The organism is Streptomyces sp. AN091965, assembly GCF_022698285.1.
Classification (GTDB): domain Bacteria; phylum Actinomycetota; class Actinomycetes; order Streptomycetales; family Streptomycetaceae; genus Streptomyces.
Genome location: NZ_JALDMY010000001.1, coordinates 4,125,687 through 4,140,973 on the forward strand (window position 1 = coordinate 4,125,687; position 15,287 = coordinate 4,140,973).

General features: G+C 75.9%; 13 protein-coding genes. 12 read left to right on the forward strand and 1 reads right to left on the reverse strand.

Annotated elements, in window-relative coordinates; genetic code table 11:
* The first annotated feature begins 198 nt into the window (after positions 1 to 198).
* The 4 genes from MQV74_RS17300 (at position 199) to MQV74_RS17315 (ending at position 7,880) form a co-directional block, all read left to right on the forward strand.
* Positions 199 to 2,490, forward strand: coding sequence for a bifunctional glycosyltransferase/CDP-glycerol:glycerophosphate glycerophosphotransferase (locus MQV74_RS17300; RefSeq protein WP_242718669.1), 2,292 nt, complete (start codon positions 199 to 201; stop codon positions 2,488 to 2,490).
* A 1-nt stretch (position 2,491) separates the two neighbouring features.
* Positions 2,492 to 3,391: a class I SAM-dependent methyltransferase gene (locus tag MQV74_RS17305; protein WP_242718671.1), complete on the forward strand. Its 900-nt coding sequence runs from the start codon at positions 2,492 to 2,494 to the stop codon at positions 3,389 to 3,391.
* A 704-nt stretch (positions 3,392 to 4,095) separates the two neighbouring features.
* Entirely contained in the window at positions 4,096 to 5,043 is a 948-nt protein-coding gene (locus MQV74_RS17310; RefSeq protein WP_242718673.1) for a hypothetical protein, read from the forward strand.
* On the forward strand, positions 5,040 to 7,880 hold the full coding sequence (locus MQV74_RS17315) for a stealth conserved region 3 domain-containing protein (RefSeq protein ID WP_242718675.1): 2,841 nt from the start codon (positions 5,040 to 5,042) through the stop codon (positions 7,878 to 7,880). The genes MQV74_RS17310 and MQV74_RS17315 overlap by 4 nt, the downstream gene beginning before the upstream one ends.
* Here the strand turns inward: MQV74_RS17315 and MQV74_RS17320 are convergent.
* The gene (locus MQV74_RS17320; protein WP_242718677.1) at positions 7,877 to 8,512 is read right to left on the reverse strand and encodes a response regulator transcription factor; all 636 of its coding nucleotides are present in this window, start codon (positions 8,510 to 8,512) and stop codon (positions 7,877 to 7,879) included. The two genes, MQV74_RS17315 and MQV74_RS17320, sit on opposite strands and share 4 nt — an antisense overlap.
* A 327-nt stretch (positions 8,513 to 8,839) precedes the next feature.
* On the opposite strand from MQV74_RS17320, the gene MQV74_RS17325 reads away from it, so the two are divergent.
* The 8 genes from MQV74_RS17325 (at position 8,840) to MQV74_RS17360 (ending at position 15,244) form a co-directional block, all read left to right on the forward strand.
* Positions 8,840 to 9,121: a hypothetical protein gene (locus MQV74_RS17325; RefSeq protein WP_138960023.1), complete on the forward strand. Its 282-nt coding sequence runs from the start codon at positions 8,840 to 8,842 to the stop codon at positions 9,119 to 9,121.
* 93 nt (positions 9,122 to 9,214) lie between these two features.
* On the forward strand, positions 9,215 to 9,808 hold the full coding sequence (locus MQV74_RS17330; protein WP_242718679.1) for a stage II sporulation protein M: 594 nt from the start codon (positions 9,215 to 9,217) through the stop codon (positions 9,806 to 9,808).
* Between the two features lie 228 nt (positions 9,809 to 10,036).
* Positions 10,037 to 10,723, forward strand: coding sequence for a hypothetical protein (locus MQV74_RS17335; protein WP_242718681.1), 687 nt, complete (start codon positions 10,037 to 10,039; stop codon positions 10,721 to 10,723).
* Between the two features lie 23 nt (positions 10,724 to 10,746).
* Positions 10,747 to 11,265: a hypothetical protein gene (locus MQV74_RS17340; RefSeq protein WP_242718683.1), complete on the forward strand. Its 519-nt coding sequence runs from the start codon at positions 10,747 to 10,749 to the stop codon at positions 11,263 to 11,265.
* Positions 11,262 to 12,950: a hypothetical protein gene (locus MQV74_RS17345; protein WP_242718685.1), complete on the forward strand. Its 1,689-nt coding sequence runs from the start codon at positions 11,262 to 11,264 to the stop codon at positions 12,948 to 12,950. Before MQV74_RS17340 ends, MQV74_RS17345 begins: the two co-directional genes overlap by 4 nt.
* Positions 12,947 to 13,558 (forward strand): ABC transporter ATP-binding protein, encoded by a 612-nt coding sequence (locus MQV74_RS17350; protein ID WP_242718687.1) that lies wholly within the window; start codon positions 12,947 to 12,949, stop codon positions 13,556 to 13,558. The genes MQV74_RS17345 and MQV74_RS17350 overlap by 4 nt, the downstream gene beginning before the upstream one ends.
* Complete coding sequence (locus MQV74_RS17355) at positions 13,555 to 14,502, forward strand: ABC transporter ATP-binding protein (protein WP_242718689.1); 948 nt, start codon at positions 13,555 to 13,557, stop codon at positions 14,500 to 14,502. The genes MQV74_RS17350 and MQV74_RS17355 overlap by 4 nt, the downstream gene beginning before the upstream one ends.
* Positions 14,495 to 15,244, forward strand: a complete 750-nt coding sequence (locus tag MQV74_RS17360) for an ABC transporter permease (RefSeq protein WP_242718691.1) — start codon at positions 14,495 to 14,497, stop codon at positions 15,242 to 15,244. Before MQV74_RS17355 ends, MQV74_RS17360 begins: the two co-directional genes overlap by 8 nt.
* Positions 15,245 to 15,287: the final 43 nt, after the last annotated feature.

A 15,287-nucleotide genomic window follows, 5' to 3' on the forward strand; every position in this document is an offset into this window, starting at 1 on the left:
GCCCGCGCGCCCGGCGGCGCAGAAATGATCAACTGCCTTACGCCTGGCGTGACTTGAGCGGAAGGGGTCGGTCCGGCACCGGACCGGCCCCTTTCCGCCCGCTTGACGGGCGTCCCCCGATGGGGAGACCCGGGCGTAACCAGATCACCCCACCGGGCGTTCCCGGGCAGAGTGCCCGCGCCGACCCATGGATGTGCCGTGCCCCGGTTCAGTGTCATCGTCCCCGCGTACCAGGTGCAGGCCTATCTGCACGAATGCCTCACGTCCGTCCTCGAACAGAGCTTCGCGGACTGGGAGCTGATCGCGGTCGAGGACCGCTCGCCGGACGGCTGCGCCGCGATCATCGACGAGTTCGCGGGCCGGGACGCCCGGGTCAGGGCGGTCCACCTGGAGGAGAACGTGGGCCTCGGCCGCGCGCGGAACGCGGGCATGGAGCACGCCACCGGCGACTACCTGATCTTCCTGGACGCCGACGACAGCATGGCGCCCGGCTCCCTCCAGGCCATCGCCGACCGGCTGAAGGAGACCGGCGAGCCCGACGTCCTGGTCTACGACTACGAGCGGACGTACTGGACGGGCGAGCGGGTCCGCAACCAGCTCGCGCACCTCCTCGCCGAGGACGGCCCCGCCCCCTTCGAACTCGGTGACAGGAGCGGCCTGCTGCGGCTGCTCATGGTCGCGTGGAACAAGGCGCACCGCCGCGAGTTCGTCGAGCGGACCGGCCTCACGTTCCCGCCCGGCACCTACGAGGACGCGCCGTGGACGTACCCGCTGATGATGTCCGCGAAGTCCATCGCGACGCTCGACCGGGTGTGCGTGCGCTACCGGCAGCGGCGGCGCGGCGGGCTCCTCGGCACGGCAAGCCGCGCGCACTTCGACGTCTTCGACCAGTACGAGCGGGTGTTCGCGTTCCTCGACGCGCGGCCCCAGCTGCCGGAGGCCTGGCGGGCGCTGGTCTTCCGGCGCATGGTCGACCACTTCCTGACCATCTACTCCCGGCCGGAGCGGCTGCCGCACGGCAGCAGGGCCGAGTTCCTGCGCCGGGCGCGCGCCCACTACCGCCGCTTCCACGTCCCCGGCGCCCGGCCGCGGGCGGGAGCCCGGCTGCGGCACGCCCTGGTGCGGCTCGGCTCGCACCGCGCCTACCAGGTCCTGCGGTCGGTGCGCCGGTTCGGCGGGACGGCCGCGCGGTACTCCGCCGGGGCGCTGGGCCGGGCCCGGGAGTCCCTGCTGCGGCTGCACTACCGGATCCAGCTGCGGCGTCCGGTGCGCGCGGACCTCGCGGTGTTCACGGCGGGCGACGGGCGCGGGCACAGCGGTGACCCGGGCGCGCTGGAGGCCGCGTTCCGCGAGCTCGCGCCGCACGTGCGCACCGCCTGGCTGGCCGCGCCCGCGCACCACCACACGCTGCCGACCGCGACCCGCAGGCTCACGCCCGGCACGGCCGCGGCCCGGACGGCCCTGGCGCGCGCCGCGTACCTGGTGAGCGACTCCGGCTTCGACGGCCGGCTCGCCAAGCGCCCCGGGCAGCTCGTGGTGCGGACCCATCCGGGCACGCCCCTGCGGCACGAGGGCGCCGACCTCCTGGAGCGCCCGGCGGCCGCGTGCGGCACGGACGTCGACGCGCGGCTGCGCGACGCCGACACCTGGGACTACGTCGTGTCCCCCAACCGGCACGCGACCCTCGCGGGCGAGCGGGCGTACCCGGCGACGTACACGACGCTGGAGTACGGCTGTCCGCGCAACGACCGCTACCAGCGCGCCACCGCCACCGACGTGGCACGGATCCGCGAGGGCCTCGGCGTACGGCCGGGGACGACGGCGATCCTGTACGCGCCGGAGTACCGCGACTACCGGCGCACGCAGCGGCTCGGCGTCGACCTGGAGCGGCTGCTGCGCCGCCTCGGCCCCCGCTTCACGGTCCTGGTGCACGCCCCCCACGTCGACGCGGAGCCGCTGCCCGACGACCTCACCGGGCGGTGGGTCGACGTCTCCGGCGAGCCGGACCCGGGGCGGCTGTGCCTGGCCGCGGACGCGCTGGTCACGGACTACTCGTCGCTGATGTTCGACTACGCCAACCTGGACCGGCCGATCGTCCTGCACGCCGACGACTGGGAGGCGTACGAGGCGGCCCGCGGCACCTACTTCGACGTGCGCGCCTTCCCGCCGGGCGCGGTGGCGCGCGGCGAGGACGAGCTGGCCGACATCTTCGCGTCGGGGCACTGGCGGGGCTCGCGCTCGGCCCAGCTGCGGCGGGCCTTCCGGGAGCGGTTCTGCCCCTACGACGACGGGAGTGCCGCGGAGCGTGTCGTGCGGCGGGTGGTGTTCGGGGCGAAGATCCCACTACCTTCGGTCGTGGCGCTCCCGGAGCGGCACCCCACGCCGGCGGCGGGGCCCGAGGGCACCCGTGTGTCCGGGGCCGAGGACTCCGGGGTCGCGCAGACCGCCGCGCTCCTGTCGCAGCGCACTCCCCCCAACTCCAGGATCTGAGATGCCCGAAGCCTCCGCTTCCGTGCCCACGTCCGCGCCCGCGTCCGCCGAGGAGACGGACGACCTGCCCGTGCCCACCGCCTTCTCCGACGTGAAGGGCTGGTTCCACCCGGCCGACCAAGTGCTCTTCGACTGGTTCCTCAGCCGTCAGCTGGACCTCGGCGAATCGGGCGACCTGCTCGAACTCGGCGCCTACCTGGGCAAGAGCGCGATCTTCATGGGGTCCTATCTGCGGCCCGACGAGACCTTCACGGTCTGCGACCTGTTCGACTCGCCCGCGCCCGACGACGCGAACTCCAAGGAGATGGGCCGCTCGTACGCGACGCTGACCCGGCGCGCCTTCGAGGCCAACTACCGCTCCTTCCACGACGAGCTGCCCGAGGTCGTGCAGGCCCCCTCGGCCGGCATCGCCACGCACGTGCCCGGGGGGAGCTGCCGCTTCGTCCACATCGACGCCTCGCACCTGTACGAGCACGTGCACGCCGACATCGCGGCGGCGCGCGAGCTGCTCACGCCGGACGGGATCGTCGTCCTCGACGACTTCCGGGCCGAGCACTGTCCCGGCGTGGCCGCCGCCACGTGGGGGGCCGTCGCCACGACGGGGCTGAAGCCGCTGTGCATCACGGCGACGAAGTTCTACGGGACGTGGGGGCGGTACGAGGCCGTGCACGGGGAGCTGGGGCGGCTCCTGAAGGGGCGGGACGACATGTGGCACGGGGCCGAGGAGGTGGCCGGGCACCCGATGATCCGCATCAGCGGCCGCAAGGCCCGCACCCCGGCCCATCCCCGGTCCCGGTACGCCCCCACGGCCCCGCCCCGCCAGCCGGACCCGGGCCCCCACCGCACCCGCCGCCCCCGCGGCCGGGGCCTGGCAGCACTCCTCCCGGGCCGCAGGCGCTGAGCCCTGCCGGGCGGGGCGGGGCGCTCCGGGGCCGGGGCGGGGGTGCTGCCGGGGCCCTTTGCTGGGGGTCCTGCGCTACGGGCGCGCGGCAGTTGGGCTTGCGCCCCCGTTGAACGGCTTGGCGGCACCTGGTGCTGTGCCCACCCGTCCCCGAGCCCTCGGCTCCGCTCGAGCAGGGGATGCCCCACTCGCCCTGCGGAACGATGGCCCACAACAGGGAGGGGTAGGGGCGCGGACCCCACTGCGGGGCAGCCGCCCACCGCCGGGCACCCGAACGCGCGGGGCGGACCCGCCACCCGCCCCCACCCGTGGCCTGACCGGGCCCAGCCCACGAGACGGCCCCAGGCCGCAGCGCGGGGCGGGCCCGCCACCCGCCCCCGCCCGGGTTGGGGGCGAGGGAAGGGATCCGTGGGGCGCCACCTGCAAGCGCCACGCGTCGGGGCCCAGCCCCGCAAGGCAGGGGGGATTCGGGTGGGTGGGCGGGAAAGGTCACCGCGGTAGCGGTGGGGGCGGACGCTGGGGCGCAGCGCCACGCGTCGGGGTCCGGCTCCGCGAAGCCGGGAGGGACGGGTGGGTGGGTGGGAAAGGCCCGTCGGCGGTGGGGGTACGTGAGGTGCCACGCGTTGGGGGGCGGCTTCGCGGAGCCGGGGAGGGTAGGCGCGGCGGTCCGAGGGGCGGGGAGGGAGAGGGGGCAAAGTGGGGCGATGCAGACCTTTCTTGTCGGGGGGCTCGCCCGGAGGGCGCGGGGGGCCGCACGCCGGGCCAGGTTCCGGGCGGAGCGGGCCACCGCGGGCCGCCAGGGCCGGAGCGGCGACGCACCGCTCGCGCCCGTCCACCTGTCGCTCAGGGACAGCCGCACCCTCAACCTCGCCCTGCCCGCCCCGGCCCCGCCCCCGGCCGCCGCGCGGCTCCTGATCAGCCGAGGCCCCCGCCGCTTCCGCGTACCGCTCGCGTTCGAAGCGGAGGCGGCGCTGCTCACGGCGACCGTCAGCCTGCGGGACGCCGCCGCGGGCGAGGGCGGCGCCGGGCCCGTCCTGGGTGAGGGCGTGTGGCGCCTGACGGTGGAGACGACCGGCGCCGACGGCCGCGTACGCCGTCAGGGGCTCGCCCCGGCCGACGTACCGGGGCCGCCGGGCCCGACGCTCCCGCACGCCCCGCACCCGCGCACCGGCACGCTCCTGCGGCTCGTGCGCTGCCGGGGCGGGCGGGCCGCGGTGCAGGTCACGCGGTCGCGGCCGCGCGCGGAACTGGTGCGGTTCGAGCCGCGCGGGGACGGCATCACGGTGCACGGCCGGATGGTCGCGGCGCGCGCGGAGCGGCGGGCCAGTGCGGTGCGGCGGCGGGACGGCCTGGCCGTGCCGGTGCGGCCCGAGTGGGACGGCGACCGGTTCCGCTTCGCGCTGCCGCTGGCGGCGATGGCCGGGGCGGGGCCCGGCCAGTGGGTGTGGGACTTCCGCGTGGGCGACCTGCCGCTGGGGCGCTGGCTGACCGACGTACGGGATCTGCCGTCGGCGTTCCCCACGCCGTTCCGGCTCGTCGCGCTGGAGGGCGGCGGTCTGGTGCGGGCCCATCCGCACGTCACCGCGTCCGGCGCGTTCGCCGTGACCTGTCTGGACCTGGGGCGGGACCTGGAGCAGAAGGAGACCTCATGAAGATCACGTACCTCCTCGGCTGGGGAGACGAGATGGGCGGCACCGAACTCGCCACGTACACCCAGGCGCTGCACCTGGCCGAGCGGCACGACGTGGAGGTCCTCTCGGTCTTCCGCACCCGGGCCGAGCCGTTCTTCCCCGAGGCGCGGGGCCTGGCCGTGCGCTATCTGGTGGACCGCACGGTGACGCCGGAGCGGCCGGTGCGCGGCTCGCGGCTCGACGAGGCGGCCTGCCGGGCACTGGCCGCGCTGCCCAGCGAACTGATCGCGCGCTCCTGGGAGTCGGCGTTCGACCGGCTGGCGGACGTGGAGCTGACGGCGGCGCTGACCGAGCTGGACACGGACGTCCTGGTCACCACGACGCCCGCGCTGCTCGCCGCGGCCGTGCGGCTGGTGCCGGGGCGCGTGGTGACCGTGCACCAGGAGCACCGGCCGACCCAGCGCCGCGGCCCGTCCGGTGAGCCGCTGCTGCTCTTCGCGCCGCGCCTGGACGCCCTGGTGACGCTGACGGAGCGGACCCGGGAGTGGATCGCGGAGTCCCTCGGCGCGACGGCGCCGGAGCTCGCGGTGATCCCCAACGCGGTCCCGGACGGCTTCAGGCCGCGCGCCGACGGCGGCAGCAAGGTCATCGTGATGGCCGCGCGGCTCACCGGCGAGAAGCGGGTCGACCACGCGGTCCGCGCCTTCGCGCGGCTCGCCGAGGCGCACCCGGACTGGAGCTTGCGGATCTTCGGCGGCGGACACCGCGAGCCGAGCCTGCGCCGCCTGGTGGACGCCTTCGGCCTCCAGGACCGGGTCGAACTCCTCGGCCCCTGCCAGGACATGGCCGCCGAGTGGGCCAAGGCGGGCCTGACCCTGATGACGGCGGGCCACAACGAGGCGTTCCCGCTGGTGCTGCTCGAAGCCCTCGCGGCGGGCGTGCCGGTGGTGGCGTACGACGTCATGACGGGGCCCGCCGAGATCGTGCGGCACCGCGTGGACGGCCTGCTCGTGCCGCCCGGCGAGATCGAGCGCCTTGCCGCCGCCATGGCCGAGTTGATGTCCGACGACGCCACCCGGCTCGGGTACGCGCGGGCCGCCCGCGAGGGCGTGTACGCCCGCTTCTCCTCGGAGCGCGTGACCGCGCTGTGGGAGGAGCTGTACGCGCGGCTCGTCGCGGGCCGCGACCGGCCGGAGCGGCTCGCGGAGCGCGCGGACCGGGTGGCGCTGGGCGTCGCGTCCGGCGGCCCGGGCTTCCGGCCGACCGCGCCGCACACCCTCGACGCGCCCGCGCCCGCCGACGAGCGGGCCCGCGAGGAGGAGATCCTGGCGGCCGACGGCGGTCTGATCCGTTCGGTGGGGCGGCTCGCCGAGCGGCGCGACGACGTCCGCACCGCCGACATGGCCGCCTGGAACCTGGACCTGACCGCGGCCGCCCTCGACGCGCGGGAGGTGCCGTACGTCCTGGTGCGGACGAACGGCGGCTCGACCGCGTACACGCTCGCCGTCGCCGACGACCACCGCGACGCCGCCCTGAAGGCGCTGACCGAGGCGCTGCACGGCCGGGCCGTGTACGCCGAGCTCGTGGCGCCGCGCGACGCCGCGCCCGGCGTGGTGCTCGCCGAACGCCTCGACGGCGTCGGCGAGATGGCGGGCATCAAGGTCTTCAAGCCGGTCACCACGACGACGCTCTCGCTGCGCCACGGCGTGCAGCAGGCGTGCACGGTGGCGTTCTGGACGCGCACCGGCGAGCCGGAGGGGAGCGGGCGGGTGTGGCGGGCGCCGTTCGGGAGCACGCTCGCCGGGGCGGAGCTGCCGTCCCTGACGCCCACGGCGCGGCTGCGGGTCGGGGCGCGGGAGTACCCGAGCCTCGACGTCTTCGCGCGGCTGCTCATGAAGGACGTCGACTTCCCCGTCGACGCCGTCTACACCTGGGTCGACGACTCCGACCCGGCCTGGCGCGCGGCCCGCGCCGCCGCCCTGGGCGGCGGGGACGACGGCGCGTCGGCCGACACCGGCGCGGTCCGCTTCCGCAACCGCGACGAACTCCGGTACTCCCTGCGGTCCCTCGCGATGTACGCGCCCTGGGTGCGGCACGTGTACCTGGTCACGGCGGGCCAGGTCCCGGCGTGGCTGGACGGGACCCACCCGGGTCTGACGGTGGTGGACCACCGCGACCTCTTCGCGGACCCGGACGGCTGTCTGCCGACGTTCAACTCGCACGCCATCGAGACCCAGCTGCACCGGATCGAGGGCCTGTCGGAGCACTTCCTGTACTTCAACGACGACATGTTCCTGGGCCGCCCCACGACCCCGGACACGTTCTTCCTGCCGTCGGGGCTCGCCCGGTTCTTCTGGTCGTCGGTGTCCGTGCCCGATCTGCCGGTGTCCGCGGCCGACGAGGGCTATCTGGCCGCCGCGAAGAACAACCGGGCGCTGCTGCGCCGCGACTTCGGCCGCACCGCGACGCACTGCCTGCTGCACGTGCCGTACGCGCTGCGGCGCGACGTCCTCGCGGAGCTGGCCGAGCGGTACGCCGACGAGCTGGCGGCGACCGCCCGCAACCCCTTCCGGGGCACGGGCGACCACTCCGTCGTCTCGTCGCTGTTCCAGCACTACGCGTATCTGACGGGCCGGGCCGTGCCCGGCTCCCTCGCGTACGACTTCGTGGACATCGCCGAGCGCGCCGACCACGCCCGCCTCGGGCAGCTGCTCCAGTCCCGCGCCAAGACCGCGTTCTGCGTCGGCGAGACGCCCGGCGGCGACGTGGCGGACGAGGAGTCGGCCCTCGCCCTGCGGGCGTTCCTCACGGCGTACTTCCCGGTGCCGTCGCCCTTCGAGCGGGCCTCGGGGGCCTAGGCCGCAGAGACCTCGATGCCGTGGGCGAAGAGCGCGGCCTGGACGCGGTTGTCCACGCCGCACTTCGCGTACACGGCGCTGATGTAGGACTTGACGGTCCCGGCGCTGAGGCCGAGGCGCCGGCCGATCTGCTGGTTCGTCAGGCCCTCGCCCACCAGGGCGAGGACCTCCCGCTCGCGCAGCGAGAGCGGCGCCCCGCTGTGCGCATCGCGGGACTCGGCCCGGGCGGTGGTGGCGCCGGCGCGGTGGATCCACGCGGCGGGCAGCACGGCGGCCCCGGAGGCGAGGGTGTGCACGGCGTGTGCGAGGGCGCTGACGTCGGCGTCCTCCGGGAGGTAGCCGGAGACGCCGGGCGGCACGCCGACGACGGTGGGGCGGGTGACGGCGGCCTCGCCGAGCAGCGCGACGGGGACGCGGGACAGTTCGCCGCCCCTGACCGCGTCGAGCAGCCGGTCGATGCCGGGCAGGATCCGCGACGCCAGGACGACCGAGTCCGGCTGGGCCCGCACCCACGCGAGCACCCCGTCGACGTCTCCGTATGAGGTGACCGTGAATTCCCCGCCGTCCGCGAGGGACTGCGCGAGCCCCCTGCGGATCAACGGGTGGTGGTGCGCGACCGTCACGTTCAGCATGGCTCCCCCGAGCGATCCATTAGTCAAGAAGTCGTCAATATGTGGTCGGGCTTCAACCTACCCCAGCGGTGCCGCGTTGACGTGCGGCGATGCGCTCACATGAGAGCTCGATCAACTCCTGTGCGTATGTCCGGATTTAACACCCCTACGCACTGGTAACTGCCGAACGGCCCCGTCAACAGGCAGTAGGGCGCGCTCCGGTTCCCCCACAAGATCGTTACCGGGTCCGGCGCTCTCGCCGGGCCCGGTAACGGACGTGCCCGCCCCGCGCCAATCGGGGCGGGCACGCGTCCGATCGTAATGAATCGATCCGAAGGAACACGCGACATGAACCGCTCGGCCACCCGCCGTCCCCTGACCACCGCCGCCGTCACCGCCACCGTGTTCGGCGCCTTCATGGTGGCCGCCACGGCCACCCCGTTCTTCCTGAAGAACGTGCTCAACATGAGCAAGGACTCCGCGAACGTCGTCTACCAGTCGATCATGACGGGCATGGACGTCGCCTCGGCGATCGGCCTGGTCTCCGGCGGCCTGGCCGTCGGCTCCGTGATCATCTGGGGCGTCAAGCAGGCCATCAAGAAGGGCGGCAAGAAGGCCGTCGTCGCCTAAGTCCCGAGGCAGCGCATCCGGCCGGGACCCCGCGCGTGCGGGGTCCCGGCGGGACCGACCGGCAACACCGAGGGCACGGAGACGCGAGGGCAGATGGATACGACGACCGGGCCGATCGCCCGGCCCTCGGCCGTGGGCGGCTTGAGGTCCGCGGTGACGGGACCCTTCCGGCGGCAGTGGCCCGCCGTGGTCAGCGGCGCCCTGCTGTGGCTCGCCGCGTTCGGCGCGGGCTGGTGGTTCGCGCCCGCCGACCCGACCGGGGTGAGCCGGGCCCCCAAACAGGCCGACTGGGGCCTGTTCGCGGAGATCCTCGCGCGCAACGTCGGCGTCTCGGCGGCCCTCTTCCTCGGCGTCGCCACGCTCGGCGTCATGACGATCCCGCTCACGCTCCTGACCGGGACGCTCGCGGGCTACTACTGGGGCCAGGGCAGCGCGGTCCTCGGCACGCAGGGCGTCGTACGCCATCTGCTGCCGCACATGCCCCTCGAACTGGCCTGCCTGGCGCTCGCCGCGGCGGCCGGTCTGGTGCCGCTCGTGACGTGGGCGCGCGCCGGACTCGGGCGACGGCCCGCGCGGGAGCGCGGCACACGGGACCGCTTCGGCTTCCAGGACGCGTGCCTGCTGTGGGGCGTGTCCCTGGCGGGCCTGACCCTGGCCGCGGCGGTGGAGACATGGGTGAGCACGTGAGGGCGGAGGCGCCCGTGACGACCGGGGCCGCCGCCTTGGCCGAGGCCTTCGTGATGCCCGAGGGTTTCGCGACGACCGGGCCTGCCCCGACGAGCGGGGCGGCTGCGGGCGGCGGGGCTCCGGCTTCCGCGGCAGGCGGGGCCTCCACGGCCTGTGAGGCCGTGGGCGATGGGGCATTCGGTGCCAGTGAGACCTTTTGAGACGGGCGGCACGATCGGGATGGGGAGCATGAGCGGGACTACCGGGACGACCGGCACCACCAGGGCGAACGGTGTGGCGGGGCTGCCCGCCTTCGACGACGACGCCCCCGGCGCGGCGCCCGCGCCCCCGCCCGCGCGCGGCCCCTTCGGCCGGCGCCTGCTGACCCGGCGCGGCCACGCCCTCGGCGTGAGCGCGCTCGTCGTCGCCACGGCCGGGTTCAGCGTGCCGCTGTGGGGCGAGATCCACGACCAGGTCGTGGAGCGCATCGACAGCGCGTCCGAGGGCGCCATCGGCATCGGCACCAGCATCGCCTGGTGCACCAGCCTGCTCGCCAACGTCCTGACGCTCGGCCTGCTCGGCGTCCTCGTGGGCGCGCTCGGCGCGGTCGCCGCGCGCCACCTGCCGCTGCCCGGCACCCTGCCCACCGCGGACGTGAGCGGCGACTTCACCCGCCTGCGGCGGGCGTTCACGCTCGGCTGGGTCGCCTTCGTCCTCGCCAAGCTCACCGCCTGGACCGCGGCGGGCCTCGCGCTCGGCCACGACGTCTCGCGGGCCGTGCCCACGGTGACGCACCTCGACGCCTGGCTTCCCCTGCTGCCCTGCGCACTGCTGCTCGCGGGCCGCGCCGCCGGTGCCGCCCTGCCGCGCGCCGCGGCCGTCGCCGCCGCGGTCACCGCCGTCTACGCCACCGCGCTCGGGCTGCTCCCCTCCTGACGTCCCACCGCCCCCGGAGAACCATGCTGCACCGCCTCTTCTTCGCCACCCTGGGAAACCCCCGGCTCCTGCGGTTCGCGCTGCGCTGCTGGACCGTGGTCGTGGACGGCATCGCCCGGCCCGGGGTGCGGATCGCGGGCGGGGTGCTCGCGGCGGCCGCCGGGGTGTGCGCGGTGGCGTACTTCGCCGCGTTCCGGGCCACGGCCGACGCGACGCGCCGGGCCGTCGAGGCCTCGGCCGATCTGAGCGGCGACCCCGACGACGTCGTGGACGTCCTCCATCTGCTCAGCGTCGTCTGGCTGATCAGCGGTGTCGTCCTGCTCGCCGTGGGACTGCTCGTCGCCGTGGCGCGCTGGGGCAGCGTCCTGATGATCGTCGGCGGGGTGCTGTGGTGGGCCCCGCTCGGCATCCTCGGTCTGTACCTGCCGTCCGCTACGGCGCCCAAGCTGCTCGCCGCGGCCTTCGTCGCGCTGATCGTGCCCGCCACCGTGCTCTGCCCCGCCGAGCGGTTCGGCGGGGCCCGCGCCGGTGAGGCGGCATGACGGCCCGCCCCGGCGCCTGGCCGCGCACCGTGTACGCCCTGTGGCTCGCCGACACCCGGCGGCGCCTCAACCTCCTCGCCGGTACGGGCCCTTCGGCGCGGCGCCGCCGGGCGGCGGCGCGCGTCGTCGTCTGCGCGGGCGCGGCCGCGGTGCTCGGCACCCTGGTCGTGCTCGGCCGCACCCTCGGCGTCCTGGCGCCGCCGGGACCGGGCCTGCGGACGGACCTGGCCACGTGGACCTGGACACCCGTGGCCCTGTGGTTCCTCTTCCAGCTCTTCAGCGCGGAACCGGCCAGGGCCCGCGCCCTGGTGAGTCCGCCCGACGCGAGCGTGCTGCACACGCTGCCGGTGTCGCGCGCCCAGCTGGTGACCGCCCGGCTCGTCGTCCCCGCGGCCGGGGTCGCGGCGGGGCTGCTCGTCGCCGCGGCCGCCATCGCCGTGCCGTGGCTCGCGGCCGGGGCCGAGGGGCGCGCCGCCCTGCCGGTCCTCGCGGCGCACGCGGTGGGCGCGGCGGTCAGTGGCGTCGCGCTGCGCGTGGCCCTGGTGACGGCGCTCATGGTCCGCGTGGTGCGCGTGCCGCATCTGCCGCGCCTGGCCGTCGCCCTGGTGGGCGGCGGCCTCGTCGGCGTCGTGGCCGCGCCGTTCGTGCGTGCGCTCGGGGGCGGCTCGGGGCCGTCCGAGCAGGACGTGGCCCGGCTGCTCGGGGACGCCGTGACGGCCTCGCGTCCCCAGCTGTGGACGGACCTGCACGAGCCGGACGCCCTCGGCGCCGCCGTCGCCGGGTACGCCGTGCTCACGCTGCTCCTGGCCGCCTTCGCCGTGCTGCGGGTGCGGGCCACGGTCCGTCGTGACGCGGCCGCGGGCCCGGCCGCCCGCGCGGCCACCGGCTCCACGGGCGCCTGGCCCGCGTCCCCGTACCGCGCGGTGTGGCGCGTGACCCGGCTGCGGCTGCTCCGCGGGCACCCGGAGACCGTCGGCGGTCTGCTGCGGCTCCAGCGGTTCGGCGTGTTCGTCGGCGCGGCCTGCGCGGCCGTCGTGGTGACGAACGGTCAGCCGGTGTGGCAGCTGCCCCCCGCCGCCGTCGGCGCCCTGTTCGTGGCGGCCGCGCTGATCACGACGAGCGAGGTCGTGCAGGTCTGCGGCATCGAGGCGGACCGGGAGTGCTGGGACGCGCTGCGCCAGTCGCCGCGCCCCACGGGCACCTGGGTGGCGGCGAAGGCGTGGGCGGCGACCGCGGCGGTCGGCGCGGCGATCGGCCCGTTCGCGCTGGGCGCGGCCGCGCTGTGCGGGGTGCGCGGCGCGGCCGCCTGGGCCCAGACCCTGCTCGCGCTCGCCGCCGTGGCCTGCGGCGCGGGCTGCGCCACGGTCCTCACCTATTCCTGCGTACCGCGCGCCGAGACCTTCGCCGACGGCCGGGTGACGCGGGCACCGGCGGCGGACGTCACCGAGGGCGTGTTCGTGGCCCTGCTGACCGTGCCGGTCACGGCGGGCGCCGGGCTCTGCCAGGCCCTCGCCGACGGCACCGCGGCCCGCCTCGCGCACGGCGCGCTGCTCGCGCTCTGTCTCGCGGGCGCCTGGACCGCGCTGCGCGCCGTCGCGGCCCGCGACCTGCCCGACCCCGTTGCGGCGCCCGCCGCGGCCGCCGCATCACCCGCCCGCCAGCAGAAAGCCGGAGCGCTCCAGTGATAGTCATCGACGACCTCGTCGTCCGCCGGGGCCCGGCGGACGTCCTCAGCGGCCTGAGCGCCCGTGTCGCCCCGGGCGAGTCCGTCCGCGTCGCCGGGCCGAACGGCAGCGGCAAGAGCACGCTCCTGCGGGTCATCGCCGGGCTCACCGCGCCCGACGCGGGCCGCGTCGCCGTGGACGGCCGGCCGCCCGGCGACCCGGCGGTGCGGGCCCTGCGCGGCTATGTGCAGGAGCCGCCGCCGCTGTACGAACACCTCACCGCGGCCGAGCAGCTGGGGTTCACCGCGGGGGTCTGGGGCGTGCCCGCGGGTGAGCTGCGCGAACGCGCGGCGGCCCTCGGGCTCGGCGAGCGGCTCGACGTGCTCGTCGGCGAACTCTCCCTCGGCCAGCGCAAGAAGCTCGGCTACGTCTGCGCGACCGCCCACGCGCCCCGGCTCGTCCTGCTCGACGAGCCGTTCAACGGCCTGGACACGGCCGCCGAGAGCGCCGTCCGCGAGGACCTGGCCCGGTGGCGGGCCGAGGGCCGCACGCTCGTCGTCGTCTCGCACTCCGACACCTCGGTCGCGGGCCTGGTGGACCGCACCCTGACCCTGGAGGCCGCCGCGTGATCGAGGTCCGCGACCTGGTCAAGTCCTACGGCGGCCGCCGCGTCCTGGACGGCCTGTCGTTCACGGCCGCGCCCGGCAGCGTCACCGCGTTCCTCGGGCCCAACGGCGCGGGCAAGAGCACCACGCTGCGGATGGTCCTCGGCCTCGGCACCCCCGACGCGGGCAGCGCCCTGGTGCGCGGCGTGCCGTACGCGCAGCTGCGCGACCCGCTGCGCACGGTGGGCGCCCTCCTCGACGCGTCGGCCTGCCACCCGGCGCGCAGCCCCCGCGCGCACCTCGCCTGGCTGGCGCGCACGCACCGCATCCCCTTGGCGCGCGTGGACGAGGTCCTCGGCCTGGTGGGCCTCGCGACGGCCGCGCGCAGGCCCGTGCGCGGCTTCTCGCTGGGCATGCGGCAGCGGCTCGGCATCGCGGTGACGCTCCTCGGCGACCCCGAGGTGCTGCTGCTCGACGAGCCCATGAACGGCCTGGACCCCGAGGGCATCCAGTGGCTGCGCAAGCTCCTGCGCGCCCTCGCCGACGAGGGCCGTACGGTCCTGGTCTCCAGTCACCTCATGCACGAGATGGCGGTCACCGCCGACCACGTCCTGGTGATCGGCCGGGGCCGGGTCCTCGCCGACGGCGACATGGCCTCGCTCCTCACGGCGGGCCCGGCCGCCGTCCGCCTGGTGTCGCCGCGGCTCGACGCGCTCGCGCCCGCCCTGCGCGCCGCGGGCGCCCAGGTGGCGTACGACGACGAGCCGGACACCGCGACCGTGACCGGCCTGACCGGCGCCCGCATCGGGGACGTCGCCGCCGCGCACGCCTGGAGCGTGCACGAACTCACGCCCGTGCGGCCGTCGTTGGAGGAGGCGTACCTGCGTCTGACCGAGCGCGCCGCCGAGTACCGCGCGACCGCCCCCACGACCGACGCCCCCCGGAAGGAGGCGGTAGCCCATGCGTGACCTGCTCGCCGCCGAGTGGATCAAGCTCCGCTCCGTGCGCTCCACCTGGACCCTGCTCGCGCTCGGCACCGCCCTGACCGTCGCCGTGGGCTTGCTGTTCTGCGCCCTGATCGGCCCCGAGTACCGGGCCGCGGACGCCGGGCGGCAGCGCGAACTCGACCCGGTGGGACTGCCGTTCACCGGCTTGCAGTTCGGTCAGGTGCCCCTGGTGATCCTCGCGGTGCTCGCCGTCGGCAACGAGTACGGCACCGGGATGATCCGCACCACCCTCGCCGCCGTGCCCCGCCGCGGGCTGCTGCTCGCCGCGAAGCTCGCGGTGCTCGGCCTCGTCGGGCTCGCCTGGGGCCTTGTCACCGGGGTGCTCGCGCTGGGCTCGGGGAGCGCGGTGCTCGGCGCGGGGCTGCCCTTGAGCGGGGCCGGGGTGCGCGCCGTGGCCGGTGCGGGGGCGTATGCCGGGTTGCTCGCCGTTCTCTCCGGTGCTCTTACGTTCATGGTGCGGCGCTCCATGACCGCGCTGGGGATTCTCCTTCCGCTGCTGTTCGTTGTCTCCGGGGTGATGGCCACGGCGCCTCGGCTGCGGCCGCTCGCCCGGCTGCTGCCGGACCGGGCCGGGCTTCGCTTGATGCAGGGGCATCAGGACGCGGGCGACCTGACCCCCCTGGCCGGTGGTGGGGTTCTGCTTCTGTGGGTTGTGCTGGTTGTTGTGGTTGCGCGGTTGGTACTGCGGCGTCAGGAGTGTTGAGCGGGTGCGGGTCGGTGGGAGCTGGTCGCGCCCACGCGGCGGA